This is a genomic window from Streptomyces candidus (genome assembly GCF_014207445.1).
Taxonomy (GTDB): Bacteria; Actinomycetota; Actinomycetes; order Streptomycetales; family Streptomycetaceae; genus Streptomyces; species Streptomyces candidus.
In genome coordinates, this window is sequence record NZ_JACHEM010000016.1 from 1 (window position 1) to 22,488 (window position 22,488).

General features: G+C 70.6%; 23 protein-coding genes and 2 pseudogenes. 12 read left to right on the forward strand and 13 right to left on the reverse strand.

Annotated elements, in window-relative coordinates; all coding sequences use genetic code 11:
- Window positions 1–654: MFS transporter (locus HNQ79_RS26680; protein WP_185035424.1), on the forward strand; the 654-nt coding region annotated here is incomplete at its 5' end.
- Between the two features lie 447 nt (window positions 655–1,101).
- Window positions 1,102–1,726 (forward strand): annotated as a pseudogene (locus HNQ79_RS26685) (chloramphenicol phosphotransferase CPT family protein).
- Between the two features lie 164 nt (window positions 1,727–1,890).
- Here HNQ79_RS26685 and HNQ79_RS26690 read toward each other — a convergent pair.
- From HNQ79_RS26690 to HNQ79_RS26710, 5 genes and pseudogenes are all read right to left on the reverse strand, one after another.
- Window positions 1,891–2,796 carry a class I SAM-dependent DNA methyltransferase gene (locus HNQ79_RS26690; protein ID WP_185035425.1) on the reverse strand — a complete coding sequence of 302 codons (906 nt, stop codon included), beginning with the start codon at window positions 2,794–2,796 and terminating at the stop codon, window positions 1,891–1,893.
- Between the two features lie 89 nt (window positions 2,797–2,885).
- Complete coding sequence (locus HNQ79_RS26695; RefSeq protein ID WP_185035514.1) at window positions 2,886–3,569, reverse strand: HAD family hydrolase; 684 nt, start codon at window positions 3,567–3,569, stop codon at window positions 2,886–2,888.
- A gap of 309 nt (window positions 3,570–3,878) precedes the next feature.
- Entirely contained in the window at window positions 3,879–4,865 is a 987-nt protein-coding gene (locus tag HNQ79_RS26700) for a D-alanyl-D-alanine carboxypeptidase family protein (protein WP_185035426.1), read from the reverse strand.
- A gap of 500 nt (window positions 4,866–5,365) precedes the next feature.
- Window positions 5,366–5,710, reverse strand: coding sequence for a DUF427 domain-containing protein (locus HNQ79_RS26705; protein ID WP_185035427.1), 345 nt, complete (start codon window positions 5,708–5,710; stop codon window positions 5,366–5,368).
- 58 nt (window positions 5,711–5,768) lie between these two features.
- Window positions 5,769–5,996: pseudogene (locus tag HNQ79_RS26710) on the reverse strand (helix-turn-helix domain-containing protein); the annotation flags it as partial.
- Window positions 5,997–6,146: 150 nt separating this feature from the next.
- Between HNQ79_RS26710 and HNQ79_RS26715 the strand changes: the two are divergent.
- Window positions 6,147–6,626 (forward strand): hypothetical protein, encoded by a 480-nt coding sequence (locus tag HNQ79_RS26715; RefSeq protein WP_185035428.1) that lies wholly within the window; start codon window positions 6,147–6,149, stop codon window positions 6,624–6,626.
- 217 nt (window positions 6,627–6,843) lie between these two features.
- Here the strand turns inward: HNQ79_RS26715 and HNQ79_RS26720 are convergent, their stop codons facing one another.
- On the reverse strand, window positions 6,844–7,347 hold the full coding sequence (locus HNQ79_RS26720; RefSeq protein WP_260421807.1) for an EamA family transporter: 504 nt from the start codon (window positions 7,345–7,347) through the stop codon (window positions 6,844–6,846).
- Between HNQ79_RS26720 and HNQ79_RS26725 the strand changes: the two genes are divergently transcribed.
- The 6 genes from HNQ79_RS26725 (at window position 7,346) to HNQ79_RS26750 (ending at window position 11,334) form a co-directional block, all read left to right on the forward strand.
- Entirely contained in the window at window positions 7,346–7,738 is a 393-nt protein-coding gene (locus HNQ79_RS26725; RefSeq protein WP_185035429.1) for a VOC family protein, read from the forward strand. The two genes, HNQ79_RS26720 and HNQ79_RS26725, sit on opposite strands and share 2 nt — an antisense overlap.
- Window positions 7,739–7,870: 132 nt before the next feature.
- Entirely contained in the window at window positions 7,871–8,137 is a 267-nt protein-coding gene (locus HNQ79_RS26730) for a DUF8825 domain-containing protein (protein ID WP_185035430.1), read from the forward strand.
- 128 nt (window positions 8,138–8,265) lie between these two features.
- Window positions 8,266–8,697, forward strand: a complete 432-nt coding sequence (locus tag HNQ79_RS26735) for an ATP-binding protein (protein WP_185035515.1) — start codon at window positions 8,266–8,268, stop codon at window positions 8,695–8,697.
- Between the two features lie 223 nt (window positions 8,698–8,920).
- Entirely contained in the window at window positions 8,921–10,138 is a 1,218-nt protein-coding gene (locus HNQ79_RS26740) for an FUSC family protein (RefSeq protein ID WP_229923435.1), read from the forward strand.
- A gap of 177 nt (window positions 10,139–10,315) precedes the next feature.
- Complete coding sequence (locus HNQ79_RS26745) at window positions 10,316–10,744, forward strand: Hsp20/alpha crystallin family protein (protein ID WP_185035431.1); 429 nt, start codon at window positions 10,316–10,318, stop codon at window positions 10,742–10,744.
- Window positions 10,741–11,334: a DUF2267 domain-containing protein gene (locus HNQ79_RS26750; protein ID WP_308437330.1), complete on the forward strand. Its 594-nt coding sequence runs from the start codon at window positions 10,741–10,743 to the stop codon at window positions 11,332–11,334. The genes HNQ79_RS26745 and HNQ79_RS26750 overlap by 4 nt, the downstream gene beginning before the upstream one ends.
- A 96-nt stretch (window positions 11,335–11,430) precedes the next feature.
- On the opposite strand, the gene HNQ79_RS26755 is transcribed toward HNQ79_RS26750, so the two are convergent.
- The gene (locus tag HNQ79_RS26755) at window positions 11,431–12,402 is read right to left on the reverse strand and encodes a DUF389 domain-containing protein (RefSeq protein ID WP_185035432.1); all 972 of its coding nucleotides are present in this window, start codon (window positions 12,400–12,402) and stop codon (window positions 11,431–11,433) included.
- Between HNQ79_RS26755 and HNQ79_RS26760 the strand changes: the two genes are divergently transcribed.
- Window positions 12,394–12,666 carry a hypothetical protein gene (locus HNQ79_RS26760; RefSeq protein ID WP_185035433.1) on the forward strand — a complete coding sequence of 91 codons (273 nt, stop codon included), beginning with the start codon at window positions 12,394–12,396 and terminating at the stop codon, window positions 12,664–12,666. The genes HNQ79_RS26755 and HNQ79_RS26760 overlap by 9 nt on opposite strands.
- A 395-nt stretch (window positions 12,667–13,061) precedes the next feature.
- Here the strand turns inward: HNQ79_RS26760 and HNQ79_RS26765 are convergent, their stop codons facing one another.
- The 3 genes from HNQ79_RS26765 to HNQ79_RS26775 form a co-directional block, all read right to left on the reverse strand.
- A complete protein-coding gene (locus tag HNQ79_RS26765; RefSeq protein ID WP_185035434.1) occupies window positions 13,062–13,340 on the reverse strand; it encodes a DUF5133 domain-containing protein in 279 nt (92 codons plus the stop codon).
- A 115-nt stretch (window positions 13,341–13,455) separates the two neighbouring features.
- Window positions 13,456–14,376, reverse strand: coding sequence for a SigB/SigF/SigG family RNA polymerase sigma factor (locus tag HNQ79_RS26770; protein WP_185035435.1), 921 nt, complete (start codon window positions 14,374–14,376; stop codon window positions 13,456–13,458).
- Window positions 14,377–14,501: 125 nt separating this feature from the next.
- Complete coding sequence (locus HNQ79_RS26775; protein WP_185035518.1) at window positions 14,502–14,906, reverse strand: MerR family transcriptional regulator; 405 nt, start codon at window positions 14,904–14,906, stop codon at window positions 14,502–14,504.
- Window positions 14,907–15,463: 557 nt separating this feature from the next.
- On the opposite strand from HNQ79_RS26775, the gene HNQ79_RS26780 reads away from it, so the two are divergent.
- Both HNQ79_RS26780 and HNQ79_RS26785 read left to right on the forward strand, forming a co-directional pair.
- Complete coding sequence (locus HNQ79_RS26780; RefSeq protein WP_229923493.1) at window positions 15,464–16,981, forward strand: aldehyde dehydrogenase (NADP(+)); 1,518 nt, start codon at window positions 15,464–15,466, stop codon at window positions 16,979–16,981.
- Between the two features lie 141 nt (window positions 16,982–17,122).
- Window positions 17,123–19,696 carry an alpha-L-arabinofuranosidase family protein gene (locus HNQ79_RS26785; protein WP_185035437.1) on the forward strand — a complete coding sequence of 858 codons (2,574 nt, stop codon included), beginning with the start codon at window positions 17,123–17,125 and terminating at the stop codon, window positions 19,694–19,696.
- A gap of 177 nt (window positions 19,697–19,873) precedes the next feature.
- Here HNQ79_RS26785 and HNQ79_RS26790 read toward each other — a convergent pair whose 3' ends face one another.
- The 3 genes from HNQ79_RS26790 to HNQ79_RS26800 all read right to left on the reverse strand — a co-directional run bounded on the left by HNQ79_RS26790 (window position 19,874) and on the right by HNQ79_RS26800 (window position 22,469).
- Window positions 19,874–20,755 (reverse strand): pectate lyase, encoded by an 882-nt coding sequence (locus HNQ79_RS26790; protein ID WP_185035438.1) that lies wholly within the window; start codon window positions 20,753–20,755, stop codon window positions 19,874–19,876.
- 71 nt (window positions 20,756–20,826) lie between these two features.
- Window positions 20,827–21,921, reverse strand: coding sequence for a hypothetical protein (locus tag HNQ79_RS26795; protein ID WP_229923436.1), 1,095 nt, complete (start codon window positions 21,919–21,921; stop codon window positions 20,827–20,829).
- 5 nt (window positions 21,922–21,926) lie between these two features.
- On the reverse strand, window positions 21,927–22,469 hold the full coding sequence (locus HNQ79_RS26800; RefSeq protein WP_185035439.1) for a SigE family RNA polymerase sigma factor: 543 nt from the start codon (window positions 22,467–22,469) through the stop codon (window positions 21,927–21,929).
- Between the last annotated feature and the right edge of the window lie 19 nt (window positions 22,470–22,488).

The window sequence follows — 22,488 nt, forward strand, 5'->3', positions numbered from 1 at the left end:
CCCGTTCCCGCGCTGCGGCGGATCCGCGAGGGGGTGCGGCACGTCGCTGGTGAGGCGTCGCTGAGGGCCGTCGCGCTGGCGACGGCGCTGTTCCAGTTCTCCTTCGCTGCGCTGATGACCGTCTACCTGGTCTTCCTGCCGCGCGAACTCGGACTTTCCGGGGCGGCCGTGGGTCTGGTGCTCGGGGCGCTGGGGCCGGGCGCGGTGGTGGGATCACTGCTGGCCGCACGGTTGCCGGAACGGTACGGCTACGGCCGCGTCCTGGTGGGCGCGGCGGTACTGGGCGACGGAATGATGCTGTGCGTGCCCGCCCTGCACGGGAGCGGCGCCGGCACCGTCCTCGCGCTGGCGGGGCTCAACTTCCTGTTCGGCGCGCTCGGCCAAGTGGTGAACGTCGCCATGATGTCCGTACGGCAGGCGTTGACGCCCGTACGGTTGCAGGGCCGGGTCGTGGCGACGGTCAACTTCGTCGGGATGGGCCTGACTCCGCTCGGTTCGCTGCTCGGCGGGTGGCTGGCCGGGCAGTGGGGGCTGCGGACCAGCCTGCTGGTGACGGCCGCGTCCCTGGCCCTTTCCCCGCTGTTCATGGCGCTGTCCCCGCTGGCCCGCCTGGGACGCGAACTCCCTTCTCTCTCTGACGGATGGGAAGCCTGACTTTCTCCGTGGCGACGGATCGGGACGAGGAGGGCGGTGCAGCCGTGGGCGGGAAGGGCGGCACGACCGCGTCGGGGCCGAAGCGGGCGCGGGCGCGCTCGGCGGCTTCGACGGTGCGGGCCCGGTCGTCGGCGCGAAGGAGAGCCCGTACGACTCCGCGCACACGGTTCCCCCAGGACAGCCCTCCCGTGTCGAGAGCCCGGTCCGGGTAGTAGTCGGACCTGACCAGCGCGCGCAGGAACACGCGCTCCTCCACCTGCTGGTTCACGATCGTCGGCACAAGGTCCCCGCACTCCTCGTTCTCACTGCGGCCACTCGAAGGACCCGATGCACTGATCGTGCACCATGGGTCTGACAATTCCCGGCCCGAGCGCCCGTCTGCACGCCAGGCATGATCGAATACCGGCAGCACACGGGGCCGTCGCGAGGCACGACGCGGAGGAAGACATGTCGAGGGCTTCGGTCCACCACCCGGTCACGCCCGATCCCGACCCGCGCGACACGGCGCGGACGACCGGCGGTTTGATCATTTTCCTGAACGGCACATCGAGTTCCGGGAAGTCGAGCATCGCCAGGGAACTCCTCCCCATCCTGGGCGAGACCTACTTCTCCATGCCGGTGGACGCCTTCCCCGGACCTCGCCCCCGACCAGCTCCGGCATGTGCTCCTACGCACCTGGAAGGGCTTCCATCGGGCTGTCGCGGGGATGGCCGCAGGCGGCAACAACGTCGTCGTGGACCACATCCTGAGCGAACAGTGGCGCTTGCCCGACTGTGTCGACCTGTTCGTCCCGCAGGACGTCGTACTGGTCGGCGTGCACTGCCCCTTGCCCGAACTGGAACGGCGCGAGCAGCAGCGCGGTGACCGCCCACCCGGTCTGGCCGCTCGACAGATCACCCGGGTCCATGCCCACGGCCTCTACGACATCGAGGTCGACACCGGCACCCACGGCCCGCTCGACTGTGCACGGCAGATCAGGGATTTCCTGCCGCACCGCCCGCGGCCCACCGCCTTCGAGCAGTTGCGGAGGGCTGCCACAGGCGGTCGCGCCGCGCCGAAGAGGGTGCGGTAGGAGACCCCGGGTGCGGGCGAGCAGCACCATTGGGGATCCCAGTCCCTCTCAGTCCCTCCACGCCACTCGGACCCGCTGTGACCTGCGTCGTTGCGGAAGGACCGAAACAGGGACGCAAGGGACGGACTCCTGGCACGGACCTCCCGGGCTGGCAACTCAGGGACTCATGCCCCCAGTTGATCGCCCCGGTTTGCCGGGTTCGCCCCATCCGGCTGGTCCGCCGACGCCGCCTTCTCCCATACCGACACGTGCCGGCCGCTCTCGTTGGTGAACGGCTCGCGCCCCCAGCCCTCCCAGCGGTCGCGCAGCCGCATTCCGGCGAGCTGCGCCATCAGGTCGAGTTCGGCGGGCCAGACGTACCGGAAGGGGATCGAGCGGTACGAGCCACGACCGTCGACGACCTCGACGTAGTTCGAACTCATCGCCTGGGTGGCGACGTCGTAGTGGTCGAACGCCCAGCGGTTGGCGGTGATCTGGAAGGGCACGGCGTTCTGCCCCGGTGGGAGCAGGCGCAGCTCCGGCACCCCGACCTCGATGACGAACGTGCCGCCGGGAGCGAGATGGGCGGCGGCGTTGCGGAAGCAGGCGACCTGTTCGGCCTGGGTCGTGAGGTTCATGATCGTATTGAAGACGAGGTACGCGACGGCGAACCCTCCCCGCCCCGGCACCACGGTGCTCGCGAAGTCGCCGATCGTCACGCCGATCGCGTCGCCGCCCGGCTTGGCCCGCAGCTTCTCCACCATGGCGCGGGACAGGTCGATGCCGTGGACGGGAACGCCGCGCCGGGCGAGCGGGAGGGCGATGCGCCCGGTGCCGATGCCGAATTCGAGGGCCGGGCCGCCGACGGCGAGGGCGGCGAGCAGGTCGGCGGCGGGCTCGACCGCCGCCGGGGCGAACATGTCGGACGAGGGGTCGTCATAGTTCTCCGCGACCGATGCGCCGAAATATCCGTCCTCCGGCGCGTCCGTATCGTCGCCCTGCCGCTGCTCTGCGCCCCACTCGGCGGTCGGGAGTCCTGATTCCGGCGGTCCTGTGTCCGGTCCCGCGTGCGGTTCCTGTGAGGAGTTCATTCGCGGGACCGTACTGCGCCCGGGGGGCGGCACGCATCCGTTTTTCGCCGCGTCCCCGCCTCGCCGCATCCGTACTTCGCTGCGTCCTCTCACTGCGAAGGACGTCGTCGCCGCTCACCGCCCAGATGCCGTGAGAGAAGGTCCGGGAGGGCGCGCATGTCGTCGAACACCACGGTGCCGGGTCCGGCGAGACGGGACGCCGGGGTGAGGCCGCCGCAGTAGCCGAAGGCCCGCATACCGGCGGCACGCGCGGCCCGGACCCCGTACGCACTGTCCTCGATCACCGCACAGCGCTCGGGCGGTACGCCCATCGAACGAGCGGCGTGCAGGAAGAGGTCGGGAGCCGGTTTCCCACGAGGGACGTCGGCGGCGCTGAAAATCGCCTGCGGCTCGAAGTAACGCGTCAGGGAAGCGAGTTCAAGGTTCTTCCGGATCCCGTCACGCGGTCCGTTCGACGCTACGCAGACCGGTACCGCGGAGCCGGCGCGGTGGGTGAGACGGGTGAGGACCTCCTCGACGCCGTCGACGGCAGTCAGTTGCGCCACGAAGGCAGCCTCGTAGAGGTGCTCGTACGCCTGCAGCCAGTCCTTCGGCAGGGGACGCCCCAGGCGCTCCTCGATCGCTGCGGTGTAGACCTCGGCCGACGACCCGACGAACTTCTCGATGATCTCGGCCTCACTGAACACGCAGCCCAGGTCGGCAACGATCAGCGCGTCCACCTTGACGCAGAGGCGCTCGCTGTCGACCAGGACACCGTCACAGTCGAAGATCACGAGATCCACTGGTTCGGCAATCCCGGCGGACTCAGCAAGCTCGTCCGACTCAGCCGGCGCGATCGGGGCGGCTGCGGCTGGGGCTGGGGCTGGGGGGAAGGACTCGGCTGACGAGGTGGGCGCAGCAAAGTGGGTGGGGTCGGCGAGCTTGTCGGGGCAGTTGTCTGCCGTTCAAGTGGCCACGCCCGGAAGCGTATCCACGCGGACTCGGGACCGTTCCGGTCGGACCGGCTTGCAGGTAGGTACGGGCTTCCGCCGGGAGCCGCCCGCCCCCTCACCCACTCATCCGTTCGCCCACCCGAGGTACGCCTACGTGTTCGTCCCCGACTGGTTGAGGTAGCCGAGCGGTTTCACGCGGCCGGCGGACTTGAAGCCCCAGTCGAGAAGGGCCCGAGCCTCGCGGTAGACGGTGAGTCCGTTGCCGCGCTGCGGGTTCAGGACGGTGACGATCAACGTGCGGTCGCCCCGGCGGGCCGCCGCGAGGAGGGTGTTGCCGGCCTTGCTGGTGTAGCCGTTCTTGACACCGATGGTGCCGGGGTATCGACCGATCCCGTTGGCGCCGGTGAGCAGCCGGTTGGTGTTCTGGATGGGATACGAGGCGGTGGGTGTTCCGTCGGCGCGGGTGGCACTGGGGAAGCGGGCGTGCGCGGTCGCCGCGTACTTGGCGAACTGGCCGTTCTCCAGCCCGGCCCGGACGATGAGCGTCAGATCGTACGCCGAGGAGTACTGGCCCTTGGCGTCGTAACCGTCGGCGGTGACCACACGGGTGTTGCGGGCGCCCAGTGCGCGGGCCTTGGCCTGCATCTGGTCGACGGTCGACTTCCAGCCACCGTTCATGGCCGCCAGCACGTGCACGGCGTCGTTGCCAGAGCGCAGGAAGGTGCCCCGCCACAGATCGGCCGCCCGGTACGTCCGCCCGGCCTTCACCCCCACCACGCTGCTGCCCTTCCCCACTCCCGCCAGGTCCTTCTTGCTGACCTTGCGCGGACTGTCGCCGGGAACACGGGGCAGGGCGGTGACGGCGAACAGCGCCTTGAGCGTACTGGCGGGAGGCAGCCTGCGGTGCGGGTTGTGCGCGGCGAGTACCTCCCCGCTACCGGCATCCGCGACGATCCAGGCCAGGGCGGAAACGGTGCGGTTCGCCGGGGCCTCGCCGACACGGGTGGAATCCCCTACGGACTCCGCTGCCGCGGGGGACGTAAGCAGCCCGGGGGACGCGGGCAGCGTGATGAGCAAGGCGGACGCGGTGATGACGACCCGACAGGTTACGCTGCGTGACACTGAGGTGACGACCATTCAGCTACGGTAGGGACGATCCGGACGTTCGGCCGACCGGTGATGCGCCACCCGAGTCACCTGGCCCGCAAGCAGGTCCGAAAGAGGGCCGAACGCGCAGCCCCGCCGGACCGATCCCCGTCAGCCGCTCCCCGCCTACGGGCGCGAGCGGCTCGCCACCCGGGATGTACGAGGTCTGCTGCACCGGATCCGATACATCAGATCGGACACGCCGGAACCGGCAGGCACCTCGGCGTCACCAGGCACGCCGGACCCGTCAGGCACGCCGGACCCGTCAGGCACGCCGGACCCGTCAGGCACCTCGGACAACATGCCCCCGGAAAGCAGCAGGCACCTCGACCACGTCAGGCACTGCTTCCGCATACGACACCGACAGCCACGTCCGACACCGGCTGCCACCTCCGGCACCGGCTGCCGCTACCGACGCGGGGGGCCTCCCAAAGTGCACCGGAAGGCCCCCCGCCACACATGCCCGCACGCGGTTCCTGCGGACACCGCAGTCACTCCGAACCGACGACGACCTCGGTCTCGTAGAAGCAGAAGTGCCCCTTGATCGCCGCGACTTGAGGAAGCGGTTCCGAGTACGACCACACCAGATCGGCCCTGCCTGGCACCGACCAGTACGACGCGTCGCCCTTGAAGGGGCAGTGAGTGGTGGTGTCGGACGGTGTCAGCAGCTCGGTGCGTACGTCGTCGGGCGGCAGGTAGTAGCGGACAGGGAGCCCGGTCTCACGCAGCAGCAGCGGGCGACGGCTCTCCGCGAGGAGTCGGCCTTCCCGTACGACCCGTACGTGCGTCGTGCCCTGCTCGACGGTGATCCGGTGACCTACTGGAGGAGGAGTCATATCTCGTACAGCACACCTGACGTAGGGATTCTTCCCCATCGACGGTTATACGTCGGGGTCACTCGTCCGCAGGCATCCGCATCCGTTCCTCCTGACGGGCCGCGCGGCGGTGGTGGACGCCCGGGGTGTATCCGTACGCGCGCCGGAACACGTCGATGAACGCGCTCGCGGAGGCCCATCCGCAGCGATGTGCGACCGCGGTGACCGGGACGCCCTCGGCCGGCATCCGCAAGGCGTGGAAGAGGCGGAGGTCCGTCGTCTTCGTCGGGCTGAGCTGACCGCGCTCCCGGCGGTGGGGTGGCTGCTGGTACGGGGACTGCACGAACCGGAAAGCGGGCCCGCGGCGGGGGCGGGCGCGGTCCCAGCCGACAGGAACCCTGCAGAATCCTCACTGTGAGTGATGACTTCTGCACCCTCCGTCTGTTTCTCTTGACGCATGACCACTCTCCGCACACGTAGCCGGATCGTCTCGTACGCAGCCATCGCCGCCGTCCTGGCCACGGCTGCCCCACTCACCGCCGCACCCGCACTCGCCACCTCTGCCCCCTCCGCGCCCGGCGCACAGGGGACGGCGGCCACGCCTGCAACCGAGGTCAACCGCTTCCTCACGGCCTACCGGCACGCCGTGCTCGGAGTCGGCACCCGCACCCCCGGGGCGATCCGCAAGGCGTACCTGACCAAGGAGCTGGACGCCCGCCTCAGCGAGTGGGCCGTCCGGAACCACGCCGATCCCGTCCTGCGCGCCCAGAACGTCCCCAAGGACTGGAAGGTGCGCAACCACTCCACGACGGCCGGCACGTCGAAGGTCGTCGTCACGCAGATCTGGGGTGGCGCACCGGACACACGGGTCTGGTACACGGTCCGTCGCTCCGACCTGAAAATCGTCAACCTGACGGACCCGCCGAGGAAGCGCTGACGCTCCTGCCGACGACGGATCCTCACAGGGTCTTGCCCTCGCACTCCCGGGTACCGTCACGGGGGGCACCGGCCCCGAGGACGTACACCTCCGCGACATGCGCGAAGCTACCGGAGTCCCCCGGGACGGGAGCTGCGCTTCGGCGCCGCGGACGGAACTGGGCGAGGACGACCGCGACCGGGGCGAGCAGCGCGCCCAGCAGTTGCAGGGCGGTCAGCTACTGGCCGAGGACGCTCCATCCGGGCAGGGTGGCGATGAGCGGGCTCAGCAGACCGAGGAAGGTGACCTCGGTCGGGGTGAGAGCCTTGATGCCGCGGAACCACAGGGCATAGGCGAGTGCGGCACCGATCAGACCCGGGTTGCCGTACCCGATCAGGTTCTCCCCGGTGTACGAGGACGGCGGTGGGCCCTCGACGAGCAACGCCACGGGCGTCAGCACCAGGCCACCCGCTACGAGTTGCCGGCCGGTGGTCGCCGCCCGCCGAACTGGAGCGGCTGGCCAGACATCCTGCGGACGCTGCTGGTGGGGCTGGGGGACACCGACAGAGGCGGAGCCGCCGCTCCGGGCCGCGAGCAGGGTACGACAGCCTTCGCCCGCGGGGCCGGCCCGACGCCCCCGCCCGCGGCCGGCGAGCGCAGCGGGGCGAAAGTCGCCCCGCCGCGGGCTTTCACCTCTTCGCAGGGGGGTGAGCCGACCGCGGGTGGGGCATTCATCCCTCATGAAAATCCATCTGACCAGCGTCTTCGTCGACGACCAGGCCAAGGCCGAGCACTTCTACACCGAGATCCTCGGCTTCGTGAAGAAGCGCGACGTCCGGGTGGGCGGCGAGGACCGGTGGCTGACCGTCGTCTCGCCCGACGAGCCGGACGGCACGGAACTCCTCCTGGAGCCCGCCGGGCACCCGGCCGTCCGGCCCTACCGCGACGCACTCGTTCGCGACGGCATCCCGCTCGCCCAGTTCGCCGTCGACGACGTCCGGGCCGAGTTCCACCGCCTGCAGGAACTCGGCGTCCGCTTCACCCAGGAACCCGTGGACATGGGGCCCGTCACCACCGCCGTCCTCGACGACACCTGCGGCAACCTGATCCAGATCGCCACCATGCCCCAATAGGCCGCACCCCGGTGCGCCGGGGCCTCCTAGGGTGCCGCCGCGGCCGACCGTACCGGGCGGTGGCGGGGCAGGTTCCGCGCGACCGCGGAGCACGACTGGAATTCGTAAATCGAACAGACGTACGCTTCCTTTATGTCTTCCTACGCCTCCCCCTTCCCTGACGACCTCCTCGCTCTCCAGCAGCAGCTCCACGAGGCACAGGCCGACTTCCACACCCTCGCCACCGCACCCCCCTGGGGCACCGGGGCCGCCGCCGCTTTCACCGAGGAGCAGGTGGACCAGGTCGAGGAGCTGTGGGAGCGGATACGGGAGCTGACCATGGCGGTCAACGAGCACCCCTACTGGACGTCGGAGCGAGGGCTCCGTGTCGTACGCGGGAGGGACGCGGGGGCCGCGTGACCCTCCCGCACGCCCCCGCGTCCCTCGCGCACACTCCGTTGTCCGGATCCCCCCGTTCCCGGCGGCATTCCCGGGTACCCGTACCGCGGTAGAGCGTGAGCGACGGGAAAGGAGCAGGGCACATGTCGATGCGGGCCGTGGGATGGGCGAAGACGTTTCCGATGTCCGGAGGGGTACGGGAGGGCCGAAAGTGGACGCGCGAGCACCTGGCGCAGCTGCCCTGGTACGAGACCAGCCCGGACACCGCGGACGCCGTCGTCCTCACCGTGTCGGAACTGATCACCAACGCCCATCTGCACGCGCACAGTGACGCCCAGCTGGTGCTGACCTGGGACAGCCGCTGCGTGCACGTCACCGTGCACGACGATGTCGGCGGCGTGCCCCAACCCGTCCGACGGGCCCCCTCCCTCGCGGCCACCTCGGGCCGGGGCATCTCCATCGTGGACGCACTCGCCGACAGCTGGGAGACGCACGAACAGCAGCACGGGAAGGCGGTCACGGCCTGTTTCGTACCTCCGTCGCCCGACGGCGAGAAGCACGCGGGGCACTCGCTGAAGTAGGGGCGGCCACTCGCCGGGGCGGGAACGGCAGTCGCCGGGGACCGAGTCCAGAAGGCACGGCAGGGAGCGACCCGCGGGCCGGTACGGCCATTGCGGCAGGGTGACGTGCACCTCGGGTGATTCCGCACATAAACGCAGGTCGGTCGGGTACCGCACATTGCGGGCACCGGGCGTCGGCAAGTACCGGGAGAAGGCCCCCAGCACCGTACCCGAGGGGGCACATGTGAAGGAGCAGGGGAACGCGGAGGGCTCCACGGAGGAGAAGCCCGAGGGCCATCAACCGTCCTGGTCCACCCGGGTCGCGCAGTGGTGGCAGCGGGCCTGGTCGTACTCCGGACACGAACGGCACACCGTGCTGCTCATCGCCAAGAGCGCACTGGCGGCGACCCTGTCGTGGTTCGTCGCATACGACCTGATGCACGCCAAGTCCCCCGCGTTCGCGCCGTTCTCCGCGGTCCTGACCATGCAGGCGACCGTCTACCGCTCGCTCGTGCAGTCGCTGCGGTACGTAGGAGCGGTCGTCGTCGGAGTGGCCGTGCAGGCGGCGCTCGGGCTGTCCGCAGGGCCGACGCTGGCGACGTTCGCGCTGGTCGCGGTGATCACACTGGCCGTCGGACGGTGGGCGCCGCTGGGCTCGCAGGGGACGCAGGTCTCCACGGCGGCGTTCTTCGCGTTCTCCACGTACGTCTCCACGAGTACCAACGACACACGCCTGGAACAGCTCCAGCAGATCGTGCTGCTGGTACTGGTCGGATGCGCCATCGGTGCCGCCGTCCACATCCTCGTCGTACCGCCCATGCGCTACCGCAACGCCGAGTACGGCATCCGTTCCCTCGCGCACACCCTGCGCGACCTGCTCGGCGACATGGCGCCCGTACTGCGCGAGGGCGCCCCCGACGAGGACAGCACCGCGCAGTGGCGACGACGGGCCGACCGGACCGACACGCTGATCTCCGGCGCCCGGAGCAGCCTGCGCACCGCCGAGGAGAGCATCCACTTCAACCCCCGCAGCCGCCTGCCGGGCCACCGTGGGCACACGAGCTTCCAGGGGTACGCGGTCGTGCTCGAAGCCCTCGTGCGCACCCTGTACCAGATGGCGTCCCTCACCCGCAGCCTCGACCGTTGGCACGGGGAGGAGAGCGGTTACGAGTACCTTCCCTTCCTGCGGAGTTACGCGGGTTTCCTGGACGCGCTCGGCAAGTGCGCCGCAGTTCTGGCCGACCTGGACGAGTCGCGGCTGCCTTCGCAGGCGAAGGAGCTGTGCCGCCTCGCGGACGAGGCGCAGCAGCAGCGGCAGGCCCTGGCGGAAGAGGCAGTGGCGAGGGGGCTGCCGCTGACGGATCCCTCGCAGCCCTACGGGGAGCTGGTGGTGGAGGCGACCCGGCTGATGGAGGAGTGCAACAACTGCTGCGACGCGTTGCGGAGCTGGGCGGAGGACTGAGCTCCGGCAGCGTACCTACGCGTCTCATTCCCGGTGGCAGCTGCACCCACGACATGGACCGGGGACAACACCGACTCACCAACCCTGAGTGGGGACTTGTCAACTTTCTGATTGGTCCGCTATATAAGAAAGCGAAGGGCATCGCACCCAGTGCGAAGAGAGAAGGAGTGACTTGTGATGCTCATGCGTACCGACGCTTTCCGCGAGCTGGACCGGCTCACCCAGCAGTTCTGGGGGACGGCGGCACACCCGGCGGCGATGCCGATGGACGCCTACCGGGCGGGCGAGGAGTTCGTCGTCCACTTCGACCTGCCGGGCATCGACCCCGAGTCCATCGACCTGGACATCGAACGCAACGTCCTCACCGTGAAGGCGGAACGCCGCTCGGCGGCCCCCGAGGGCGCGGAGATGATCGCCTCCGAACGTGCCAACGGCCTGCACACCCGGCAGCTCATCCTCGGCGACACCCTCGACACGGAACGAATCGACGCCTCGTACGAGGCGGGCGTACTGACGCTGCGCCTGCCGGTCTCGGAGAGGGCCAAGCCCCGCAAGATCACCATCAGCGGCGGCAGCGGCGCCGGGGACCGCCAGATCACCGCATGAGCGGGGCGGCGACCATGCACCAGGCGGCGGCTGTGCGGCAGACGCCCGGACAGCCGCCGTACGGGCGGGACAACGAGCAGGAGTACGGGCCCGGACCCGTACCGGATCGCGGACGGGGCCAGGGGGGCGGGTACGGGCAGGGAGACCTGGAACCGTCGCCGTCCCGGCACACCGTCACCTTCGGGGAGCTGGTCGAAAGGGTACGGACGGACGGACTCTACGACTCGACCCAGCGTGCCGAGGCCGTCACCCGGAGCGTCCTGGCCGGGCTCGGCCGTCAGCTGACCGGCGACGAACGCGTCGAGCTGGCCAGGGTCCTGCCGTGGGAAGCGGCGCTGGAGTTCAGCGCGCAGATTCCCGCCGCACGGCAGCTGACCGGTCTCGGGTTCGTCCAGGACCTCGCCGCCCGCACGGGCAGCGGCCCCGGACCCGCCCGGTGGGACACCGGCTCCGTCCTGCGGAACGTCGGCGACCTCGCCGGGCCGGAACTCCTGGACCGTGTGCTGGCGCAGCTGCCGGACGGCTACGCCCTGCTGTTCGGCCGGGTACAGCTCGCCCGACGGTCGGAAACGCCACGGCCGGCGGCCTGACCCCTGTACCTATGCACGGGCCGTACCGCACCTCCCTCCCGCGGTACGGCCCGCGGTTGTGTCGTACGACAGCGGCTCACGCCGTACGCACCCTGCTCAGGTCCTCCGGCCGCCCACCGCCCGGCCCGGACGGTGTGCGGGGGTGAGCTTGAGCCCGTAGCGGGCCCACAGAACGCGTTGCAGCAGCAGGGTGGCGGTACCCGCGAGGAGCATTCCCGCGAGGTTGACGCCGAGCTGGACCAGGGAGGCGGTCACCTCGTTCCAGTGGCCCAGGGGCACGGCGACCGCGAGGTTTCCCGCGGCGGGCACGGTCGTCACCGAGATGAAGACGCCGACCAGTGGCGAGGACTTGCCGGCGGTCATCGAGAGGATGCCCGCGACGCCGGCCAGCAACGCGACGATGAAGGACCACCGGTCGGGGTGGATGATGAAGTTCGTCAGCGACCGTCCGTCCAGCATGTCCGGGGTGACCCAGCCCAGCAGACGGCTGGCCCCCGCACACGCCATGGTGATCGCCACGGCGACCGCGAACCCCACGGCGAGGGTTCGCACGGCGGTGCCGATCAAACTCAGCTGGCGGCTCATCACCCCGAAACAGATCGCCGCCACCGGCCCGAACTCCGGCCCCAGCACCATCGCGCCGACGATCAGGATCGGCTGGTCGAGCAGCGCCCCGATCGCGGCGATCTGGGTCGCCAACGCCAAGAACGCGAGGAACGCCCAGGTCAGACGAGTTTCAGCGGCGGTTCGCGCGGTCAGCTCGTCCCACACCACGGCGTCGTCGGGGTCGCCCGGAGCCGCGGCCTCCGCCTTCTCCGAGGTAACGGAGATCGACAGGTCGAGCTGCTCGACGGTGATCGATCCGGTGTCCTTCAGGCCGAGTTCGCGCAGCGCGTCGAGCACGCCGTTGGCGCCCTCCCTCGCCACGTCGAATTCGACGAAGTCACCCTTGGGGGCGTGGGCTGCACCGGGCAGGAGGATGACGTTGGCGGCCGCCGGGGACTCGGCCACGATGCGCAGCACGTCGCCGGTCCGGCCGGTCGGGCTGATCACTCGCACATGAAGCATGACGGGCATTGTCCCTCCCCCCGCGGACCCGGCGGGCGGCTCCGCGGGGACGAGGAATGGTTCCCCCAGGCGTACGCCGCTCTTGAGGCCCTCAACGCCCGCAGCCCGAAGCCGGGCGGACGCTGCTGCCGTCTCCCCCTTCTTCTGGGGACGTGGGGACGCCCCCGCGCGCACCTGGCGGGCCGGCCAGGGGCCCGCCGCTTCCCCTGGCTGGACGACCCGGACGCCTTCGTGGCGGCGACGGCGCCGTTCCTGACCGGTTGAGCCTGCTCGCCGACCTCATCCGGTTTCCCGGTCCTTCAGTCCCTCGGTCCCTCCGCCCGCTCGTCCGGCTGGACCTGGACATCGGGTGCGGCGAGGTGTTCGCGCTGCTCGGACCCAACGGGGCGGGCAAAACGGCCGCCGTGGAGATCCTGGAGGGGTACCGGGAACGGGACGGCAGGGAGGCGCCCGTCCCGGGCGCGGATCCGGGACGGGCGGGTAGGGCCCGCTGTTCCAGACACGCCGTCGTACCGATGGACCTGCGCATGGGCCGACGACCGTACGGTGGCAGTGATGACGGCGGTGAACCGGGGGCTGATCACGGTCGAGGAGTGAACGCGGCGCATCCGGCAGCGCCCGCGTCACCGCTGGACGCAGGCCTCATCCTCATGCCGAACTCAGGCCGCCAGGTCCGCCTGGGACTGCTCGTGCACGACGTCCGACGCATCCGATACCCCGGCGTTCGCGGCGCGTGCGCAGCAGGTCTGCTCCAGCAGCGTGTCCGCTGCCGCGAGGGCCGCTGCGACTCTGTTCGTCGACGTCGTCACACACAGGGTGTAGGAGACGTCGTCGAGGGCGCGCTGGGTTTCCGGGGTCGGGTTCTGGGCGTGGGCGAACCGTGTTTCCGCGTACCGCGTGAGGAGGGCGCGCAGAACCTTGGGGTCGGGCACCAGCATGCGGGAGTCCCCTTCGTGTCTGTGTTGTTCTCATGGAGTCGCTGCGATACTCCGAGTGCCCTGGTACGGATGAGGCAAACGGGCGGTTTTCCGCCAGTGTGATGGGCGCCCGGGGTCAGTGCGTGGCCAGCATGCCCGTGCGGAGGGTGCCCAGGATGCGGGTCAGAAGGCGGGAGACCTGCATCTGGGAAATGCCGAGCACCTCACCGATCTCGGCCTGGGTGAGCTCCTGACCGAACCGCATGGAGAGGATGTGACGGTCCCGCTCGGAGAGGGAGGCGAGGAGCGGGGCGAGGGTGTGCAGGTCCTCGAAGAGCTCCATGCCCGGGTCGCAGGCGCCGAAGAAGTCGGCGTAGCTCACGGGGGACTTGGCGCTGTTGTCGTTGCCGGTCTCGGCGGGCAGGTCGAGGGAGCCGGCGGTGTACCCGTTCGCGGCGACCAGGCCGTCGTTGACCTCGGCCTCGGTGAGTTCGAGGAGTTCGGCGAGTTCGGCGACGGTGGGGTCGCGGTCCAGAACCGTGGCCAACTGCTCCTTGGCCTTGGCCAGTTCCGTACGCAGCTCCTGGAGCCGGCGCGGCACGTGCACGGCCCACGTCGTGTCGCGGAAGAAGCGCTTGATCTCACCGGTGATGTACGGGATGGCGAAGGAGGTGAACTCCACCTCGCGACTCAGGTCGAACCGGTCGATCGCCTTGATCAGGCCGATCGTGCCGACCTGGATGATGTCCTCGAGCTCGCCGTTGCCCCGGTTGCGGAAGCGGCGGGCGGCGAACTTCACGAGGGAGAGGTTCATCTCGATGAGGGTGTTGCGCGCGTACTGGTACTCGTGCGTGCCCTCTTCGAGTGCGTTGAGCCTGTCGAGGAAGAGCTTGGAGAGCTGGCGGGCGTCCTTGGGAGCGACGGCGGCGGGGTCGGATATGCGGGGGAGGGTGCCGTCTCCGGTCGCGGCCGTGCCGGTACCGGTGCGGGCCGGGTCCACCACGGACCGCTCGGACACGGGGGCGGGCACGGTCGTACGTACGGGAGCTGACAGCATCGCGGTTCCTCCTCAGGCACACGGTTGCGTACCCACCCGAGCCTTGCCCGGGAACACGCGTTCACTCACTTCAAGGGTGACTGATTTTCGCGGGTCCGCTGGCGTGACTGCTCGCTGACCGTCCGTCAGGGGGACGTACCGTCGCAAATGCGTGCGCGGAGAGTGGCGGCGAAGTCTTCGGCGCGGGCCAGTCGGACGCGCAGCACCTCGGTCTTCCGGATGGCGGCGCGCTCGTACTCCGCCACCCGCTCCAGGAGTGCCTGCCGCTGGGCCGGATCGGCCAACCCCTCGGCGTCGAGCCGGTCGGTGGCATCCAGCAGGTCGCGCATCTCCTCCAGGGTGAAACCGAGCGGCTTCATCCGTCGTACGACCATGAGACGGGCGACGTCGCTCTCCGTGCAGAGACGGAAGCCGCCGCGGGAACGGGCGGACGGGACGACCAGGCCGGTCTCCTTGTAGTGCCGGACGGTCCGCAGGGACAGTTCGGTGCGTTCGGCGTCCTCGCCGATCTGCATGTGCCTGCCGTCGATCCCGTCGATCCTGTCGTCCGCGCGTCCGTCGACCGCGGCCTTCCCGCCGGCCGCCCGAGCGCCGCTTCCGCCCGTGCCGTCCGACCTGCCGTCCACGTCACCCGCCCTGCTGTCCGCCGCACTGCCCACGCCCGTGGTCCCGGCCCATCCCGTCCTCGGGATCACCCCGCCCCGCCGATCTCTACCCTAACGTTAGGGTAGATTCCTCGGCGTCAGCGGGGCGGCTTCGCCCTTCGGGCCTCCGGCCCCGTCGCCCCGTCGATGCGTTCGTGCGCGCGCGGAATCCGCGTGACCGTGGCGCCGGGCATACTCGTCGCGTACCGCGCTCTTCCCCGCCGTGGGCCCGCGCCGCCGCCTCGGACCGTTCCGGCGGCGCCGGTCGGCCGGGCCGGGCCGGGCCGGCGGCCGGCGCCGGCGGACCTTGACCGGCCTTCCCGGGCGTGCCTAACCTGCCGTCAATATCCGAAATGGTGAACGCTGTTCGATATTTCGAACATGCAGGTGGAGGAGTCACGTTGTCAGCCATACCCACAACTCCCGCGTCACCCGAGGTCCCTGTGTGGAGCGTCGACCCCCGGACCGGCGAGCGCCGCGAGCAGGTCGCGGCGGAGGCCGGCCCGCAGACCGTCGACGCCGCCGTCCTCAGCGCACACGACGCACGCGGCGCGCTCACCGACCGGTCCGTACGGTCCGCCTTCCTGCGCACCGCCGCCGAGTCGCTGGAGGAGGCCCGGGAGGAGCTCGTCGCGGTCTCGGACGCCGAAACCGCACTCGGCGCGACCCGGCTCACCGGCGAACTCGCCCGTACCTGCTACCAGTTGAGGGCCTTCGCGGACGCCGTCGACGAGGGTGCCTTCCTCGACGTCATCATCAGCCACCCGGACGCCACGGCCACTCCCCCCATCCCGGACCTGCGCCGCTACAAGGTGCCGCTGGGGGTCGTAGCGGTCTACTCGGCCTCCAACTTCCCGTTCGCGTTCTCCGTCGCCGGCGGCGACACCGCGAGCGCGCTCGCGGCCGGCTGCCCGGTCGTGGTCAAGGCGCACCCCGACCACCCGGCCACCTCCGAGGCCACCGTCGCGGTACTGCGCCGGGCCGCGGACCGGCACGGCATCCCGGCGGGCGTCGTCGGCCTCGTCCACGGTTTCGATGCGGGCGTCGCCCTGGTCGAGCATCCACTGGTGGCCGCCGCCGGTTTCACCGGTTCCGTACGGGGCGGGCGCGCCCTCTTCGACGCGGCGGCGGCGCGGCCGGTGCCAATTCCCTTCCATGGTGAACTCGGCTCTCTGAACCCGGTGTTGGTGACCGGGCCGGCAGCGGCCGAGCGTGCCGAGGAGATCGGGGCGGGCCTCGCGGCGTCGATGACGATGGGGGTGGGCCAGTTCTGCGTGAAGCCCGGACTGGTGCTCGCTCCCGCCGACGCGTCGGGCGATGAGTTGGTCAAGGCGCTCGCCCAGTCCCTTGCGGACGTCGCACCGGGCGTCATGCTGGATCACCGGATGCGCGACAACTTCGTCGCCGGACTCGCCGAGCGCGCCGAACTGCCGGACGTGGAAGCCCCGGTGAGCCCGGGCGCGACCGACGCGCACACGGTCGGCGCGGGCGTGCTCACCGTACCCGCGCACAAGCTCGCCGACGGGGCGGGCGGGGCCCACGACCTCCTCCTGGAGGAGTGCTTCGGACCGGTGACGGTGGTCGTACGGTACGAGGACCAGGCGCAGGCCGACGCGGTACTGGACCGCCTGCCGGGCAACCTCACCGCCACCCTGCACGTCTCCGCCGAGGAGGCCGCGACCGGCAGTGCGGCGGACCTCCTGGCCCGGCTCACCCCGCTGGCCGGCCGGGTCCTGGTCAACTCCTGGCCCACCGGGGTCGCGGTCGCCCCCGCCCAGCAGCACGGCGGTCCCTACCCGGCGACCACGTCCACCTCCACGTCGGTCGGCCTGACGGCAGCCGAGCGCTGGCTGCGCCCGGTCGCGTACCAGAACACCCCCGAGGCCCTGCTCCCGCCCGAACTGCGCGACGACAACCCGCTGGGGCTGCCGCGCGTGGTGGACGGACGCCGGGAGGGCTGAGACCCCTGCGCGAGCGCATCACGACGGGCGTCAACACCTCTTCCTGTCAGAGGTGTTGACGCCCGTTTCTCGAACATGGATCCTCTGCGAGCGAAATCCCGTACGTCGTCCGAGATGTCGAACGAATCGATGGAGCCGCTTATGTCCCCCCGCACGCGCCCCGGCAGAAATTGGGCAGCCCTCGGCCTCGGCCTGCTGATGGCCACCAGTTTCGCCGCCGCCCCGCCCTCCGCAGTCGCCTCCCCGGACGGCGGTGCCGCCCATGCCGCCGCCGAGCCCGCCCCCGCCGACTACACGCTCGCTCTGGACCGGTCGCGTACCGGACCTGATATCTCGGACAGCATGTACGGGATCTTCTACGAGGACATCAACCGGGCGGCCGACGGCGGGCTGTACGCCGAGCTGGTGCAGAATCGTTCCTTCGAGTACGCCCCGGCCGACAACAGGGCGTACACGCCGATGACCGCCTGGGCCCCCGTCGCCGACGGCGGTGCCACGGGCAGCGCCCAGGTCGTGGACGACGCGGGCAGGCTGAACGAGCGGAACCGCAACTACCTGCGGCTGCGCCTCGACGGAGGCACGGGCAGGTACGGGGTGGCCAACTCCGGATACAGCAAGGGAATTTCCGTCCGTAAGGGCGCCTCGTACGAGTTCACCGTGTGGGCCCGCACCGACCAGCGGAGCGGCACCGCGCTCTCGGTCGGCCTGCGTGACGACGCCGGGCGGGCGCTCGCCGACGCGCGGCGCGTGACCGTACGCGGCGACCGGTGGGCCAAGTACACCGCCCGGTTCACCGCCACCGCCGACAGCACCACCGGGAGGCTCTCCGTCCTGGCCGAGGGCGGCGGCACGGTCGGACTCGACATGGTGTCGCTCTTCCCCCGGGACACCTACAAGAACCGGCCCAACGGGCTGCGCAAGGACCTCGCGGAGAAGATCGCCGCGCTGAAGCCGGGCTTCCTGCGCTTCCCCGGGGGGTGCCTGGTGAACACCGGAAGCCATCAGGCATACGAGACACCTGATCTCGAACGCCGGCGCTCGTACCAGTGGAAGGACACCGTCGGCCCCGTCGAGCAGCGTCCGACGAACGCCAACTTCTGGGGCTACAACCAGAGTTACGGCCTCGGCTACTACGAGTACTTCCAGTTCGCCGAGGACCTCGGCGCGGCCCCGGTCCCCGTAGTGCCCGCCCTGGTCACCGGCTGCGGCGAGAACAAGGCGACCGACGACCCCGCCCTGCTGAAGCGGCACGTCCAGGACACCCTGGACCTGATCGAGTTCGCGAACGGCCCGGCATCCTCCCCGTGGGGCGGCGTGCGCGCAAGGATGGGCCACCCCGAGCCGTTCGGGCTCAAGCAGCTCGCCGTCGGCAACGAGGAGAACCTCCCCGACGCGTTCTTCGCCCGTTTCACCGTCTTCCGTGAGGCGATCGAGGCGAAGTACCCGGACATCGAGGTCATCAGCAACTCCGGTCCCGACGACAGCGGACCGGTCTTCGACCGGGCCTGGCAGCTGAACCGGGACGCGAAGGTGTCCATGGTCGACGAGCACTACTACAACAGCCCGCAGTGGTTCCTGGAGAACAACGACCGCTACGACTCGTACGACCGCAAGGGGCCGAAGGTCTTCCTCGGGGAGTACGCGTCCCTGGACAACCGGTTCCGCAACGCGCTCTCCGAGGCCTCGTTCATGACCGGCCTGGAGCGCAACGCCGACGTCGTCAAGCTCGCCAGTTACGCGCCTCTGCTCGCGCACACGGACGCGACGCAGTGGCGGCCGGACATGATCTGGTTCGACAACGAGCGCTCCTGGGGCTCCGCCAGCTACGAGGTCCAGAAGCTGTTCATGAACAACACGGGCGACCGCGTCGTGCCGAGCCGCGCCTCCACCACCCCGGCCGTCTCCGGGCCGATCACCGGTGCGGTCGGCCTCTCGACGTGGGCGACCAGCGCCGCGTACGACGACGTGCGCGTCACCGGCGCCGACGGAAGGACCCTGCTGAGCGACGACTTCTCCGGCGGCGACGGACAGTGGGCCAAGGCGTCTCAGAAGGGTAGTTGGCGGGTCGAGGACGGTGCGTACGTCCAGTCGGACGCGACCGCGGAGGACACTCTCGTCACGGCGGGCGACCCGGCGTGGCAGAACTACGACCTCCAGCTGAAGGCCACCAAGAAGGCCGGCCAGGAGGGCTTCCTGGTCGCCTTCGGCGTCAAGGACACCGGAAACCACTACTGGTGGAACCTGGGCGGCTGGAACAACACCCAGTCGGCCGTGGAGAAGACCGTCGACGGCGGCAAGCAGACCCTCGTGGCGAAGCCGACCACCATCGAGACCGGTCGGACGTACGACGTCAAGGTGCAGGTCCGGGGGCGGGACGTGGTGCTGTTCCTGGACGGTGCGGAGTGGGGGCGCTTCACCGACGACAAGGCCGCCGAGCCGTTCCGTCAGGTGGTGACGAGGGACGCGAGGACCGGTGAGCTGATCGTCAAGGTCGTCAACGTGCAGGCGACACCCGCCCGTACGGCCGTCGACCTCGGCCGGGCCCCCGGCTCACGCACGGCACGGGTGACCACTCTCCGGGGCGCGCCGGACGCGGAGAACACCGCCGACGCGCAGCCGATCCGGCCGGCCGAGTCGACGGTGACGGGCATCGGGGCGAAGTTCACGTACACATTTCCGGCGCATTCGGTGACCTTCCTGCGCATCAAGGAGTGAGCGGACACCGACCTCCGCCCGGCCTCGGGGCCGGGCGGACGGGGGCATGAAAAGGGCCCCCGCCGGAGGGGGACTTCCGGCGGGGGCCCGGTCGGGGGCCGGTCACGGTGCGGTGACCGACGGGCCGTCACCATGCCTCGCGACGCACCTAATTGCCGTGCGTCACGGCGCGAGGTGTCAGTGGTAGGTGACGTCGGAGGGCTGGTAGCGGCAGTGCGTGCCGTCCGGTCCGGTGCCGTTCTGGACGGGCTCCTTGCCGGTGCTGTTTCCGGTGAAGCGCGTGCACGGCTTGATCTTCTTCTTGCTGTCGCCGTGGATGCGGACATTGCGCAGCGAGGCGGAGTCACCGTAGTTGGCGTTGATGCCGACCAGGGAGTTGCCCGGGCCGCTCACGTCGACGTCGTTGACGATGACCGTCCGCTTGTACTGGGTCTTGCAGTTGCCGCACGAGCGGACCAGCTTGCCGAAGTCGGCCACCTGGAACTTCGAGATGACGAGCTTGCCGGCGCCGTTGAACTGCAGGACCTTGTCCGACGCCTTGCGGGCGCCTCCGCCGTACACCGTGTACACGGCGTTCGCGGACTTGCCCTTGAAGGTGGCCGCGTCCTCGCCCACGTCCTCCCACCAGACGTTCTGGATGGTGCAGCTGCCCAGGCAGTGCACGCCGTCCGCGGCCGGGGAGCCGATGACGACGTTCTTCAGGACGGCGCCGTCGGCGAGCGTGAAGACCGGGGGCTGGCCCTCCTTCTGGCCGCCACCGCCGAGTGCGCCTTGGCCGTAGTGGCGCTTGAGCTTGCCGTCGTAGGTGCCGTCCACCTTGATCGTGGCGGTCACGGGCTTGCTGCCGGTGGGCTTCGGCCACGCGGCCGGGCCCTTGGCTGCGGCCTTGGCGGAGTCCTGGGCGGCGGGGGCCACTGCTGCGGGGGCCTTCGCCGCGCCCGCGGAGGGGAGGAGCCCGGTGGTGACGAGGGCGCCCGCGGTGAGCGCGCCGACACCCGAGAGGGCTATGACGGCCCGGCGGCGTGCGGTGCGCCGACGGTGTGAGTGGGGAGTTGTCATGCTCCTTGGTTGCCGCAGCCGTGACGGAGGTTGCCGTGCGGGCAGAAGTTTTTTCTGCGGGTCGACGGAACTCAACGCGTCGGGTAGAAATCTCCCCTTACGGCGGCTTTGTCGCCGTTCTGTGCGGTGGTGGTCACCGAGTACCGGTCGCCGCCCGCGTCGCGTCCGCCCCTGGCGTGCTGGTACTGCCCGGCGGCCATGTGCTCGCCCGCCGGCACGGCACGGCCGGGTTTCAGCGTCCAGCGGTAGACCAGGAACGCCGGGTCTCCCCGGTCCTCCCGTACGTCGACGGTGAAGTTGTCGACGGGCAGCGAGATCCAGGCCCCCGTGTTCGTCACGCCGTCGGTCCTGGCGATACGGAGCTCGACGACGAGTGCGGTGAGGGGCTCGCCGGTCTTGAAGGTGACGTTGCTCTGCGCCCAGAAGTCATTGCTGTGCGGGTCGACCGAACCGTCGCCCCAGAGGTGGCCGTCCCGGGTGCGGTTGCCGCCGGGCGGCGCGGGGGGCGGGGCGGGCGTGGACGGCGGGCGGGTGGCCGCGGGCGGCGCGGTCCCGTCGGCTGCGGAGGTACGGCCGGGGGTGCGCTCCGGGGTACGGGAGGGCTTCGCCGGCGTCGTCCGCACCGGGTCCGGGAGGGCGGGCAGACCGGTGGGTGCGGGATCGTCGGTGCGGGTGGGCGTGGGGTCGGGGGTGGAGGCCGTACGTACCCGGGTGTCCTCGTGCAGCGCCCCGGCCACCCCGTAACCGCCGGCGATCAGCACGGCCGCCACGGCGGCGGTGGCCCCGGCGACGCGCGGCCAGGACATGGCGCGGCGGGGGTCCCGGCCCGCTGCGGCCCGTACCGAAGGGGGCGTACGCACGCCTTTGCGGGACCGGACGGACGGCTGGGCCATGCCCCGCTCCACGCGGGCCAGGATGCGTGCGCGGTCGGGACGGTGGGACGCGGCGGCCCGCTGCAGTTCCTCACGCATCCGGTCCTCGGCGCGCCGGTCCTCGGGCCCGGTGTCCTCGCGTCCGATGTCCTCGGGCCGGGCGTTCCGGTCATGGACGTTTTCGGCCCGGGGCGCCTCGTGGGGGTGGCCGTCGTCCGGACGCTCCTCGTACGGCCGGATCTCGCCCGCTCGGCCTTCGCCCGGCTGTCGCTTGCGCACTTCGTCCTCGTCCATGGCGGCTACTTCTTCCTTCCGGCCAGTGCCGCCACGGTCCGGTTGCCGTCGCTGCTGCCGAGCAGTTGCTCCAGTTGGGCCATTCCCTTGGAGGTCTGGCTCTTCACCGTACCGACGGACACACCGAGGGCGAGGGCGGTGTCCCGTTCGGAGAGGTCGAAGGCGTGGCGCAGGACGACGCAGGCGCGTTTGCGGAAGGGCAGGCGGCGCAGGGCCTCCTGTACGTCGACGACGCCCGCGACGTCCGGGGCGTCGACGCTCTCGGGGCGCTGCGCCCAGAAGAGCGCGACCCTGCGCCGTTCGCGCACGGCGCTGCGGATGCGGCCCCGTACGAGATTGGCGAGGACGCCGCGCGCGTACGCGGCGGGGTGGTCGGCGGCGCGCACCCGGTCCCATCGGTGCCACACCGCGAGCAGCGCGTCGGCGGCGAGGTCGTCGGCGGCGTCCGGCTCGCCCGTCAACAGGTGCGCGAGACGAGCCAGTTCAACGTAGTGACGCTCGAAGAACTCGTGGAACTCCGTGGCGGCGTCACCGTCCGATGTCACCACGGGCTGCCTCTCTCTGCCA

Coding starts and splice junctions, on each gene's coding strand:
- HNQ79_RS26690 (WP_185035425.1), bottom strand. CDS start 2,796: ATGAACTCCTCACAGGAACCGCACGCGGGACCGGACACAGGACCGCCG.
- HNQ79_RS26700 (WP_185035426.1), bottom strand. CDS start 4,865: ATGGTCGTCACCTCAGTGTCACGCAGCGTAACCTGTCGGGTCGTCATC.
- HNQ79_RS26705 (WP_185035427.1), bottom strand. CDS start 5,710: ATGACTCCTCCTCCAGTAGGTCACCGGATCACCGTCGAGCAGGGCACG.
- HNQ79_RS26715 (WP_185035428.1), top strand. CDS start 6,147: ATGACCACTCTCCGCACACGTAGCCGGATCGTCTCGTACGCAGCCATC.
- HNQ79_RS26725 (WP_185035429.1), top strand. CDS start 7,346: ATGAAAATCCATCTGACCAGCGTCTTCGTCGACGACCAGGCCAAGGCC.
- HNQ79_RS26720 (WP_260421807.1), bottom strand. CDS start 7,347: ATGAGGGATGAATGCCCCACCCGCGGTCGGCTCACCCCCCTGCGAAGA.
- HNQ79_RS26730 (WP_185035430.1), top strand. CDS start 7,871: ATGTCTTCCTACGCCTCCCCCTTCCCTGACGACCTCCTCGCTCTCCAG.
- HNQ79_RS26735 (WP_185035515.1), top strand. CDS start 8,266: ATGCGGGCCGTGGGATGGGCGAAGACGTTTCCGATGTCCGGAGGGGTA.
- HNQ79_RS26745 (WP_185035431.1), top strand. CDS start 10,316: ATGCTCATGCGTACCGACGCTTTCCGCGAGCTGGACCGGCTCACCCAG.
- HNQ79_RS26750 (WP_308437330.1), top strand. CDS start 10,741: ATGAGCGGGGCGGCGACCATGCACCAGGCGGCGGCTGTGCGGCAGACG.
- HNQ79_RS26760 (WP_185035433.1), top strand. CDS start 12,394: ATGAAGCATGACGGGCATTGTCCCTCCCCCCGCGGACCCGGCGGGCGG.
- HNQ79_RS26755 (WP_185035432.1), bottom strand. CDS start 12,402: ATGCTTCATGTGCGAGTGATCAGCCCGACCGGCCGGACCGGCGACGTG.
- HNQ79_RS26765 (WP_185035434.1), bottom strand. CDS start 13,340: ATGCTGGTGCCCGACCCCAAGGTTCTGCGCGCCCTCCTCACGCGGTAC.
- HNQ79_RS26770 (WP_185035435.1), bottom strand. CDS start 14,376: ATGCTGTCAGCTCCCGTACGTACGACCGTGCCCGCCCCCGTGTCCGAG.
- HNQ79_RS26785 (WP_185035437.1), top strand. CDS start 17,123: ATGTCCCCCCGCACGCGCCCCGGCAGAAATTGGGCAGCCCTCGGCCTC.
- HNQ79_RS26790 (WP_185035438.1), bottom strand. CDS start 20,755: ATGACAACTCCCCACTCACACCGTCGGCGCACCGCACGCCGCCGGGCC.
- HNQ79_RS26795 (WP_229923436.1), bottom strand. CDS start 21,921: ATGGACGAGGACGAAGTGCGCAAGCGACAGCCGGGCGAAGGCCGAGCG.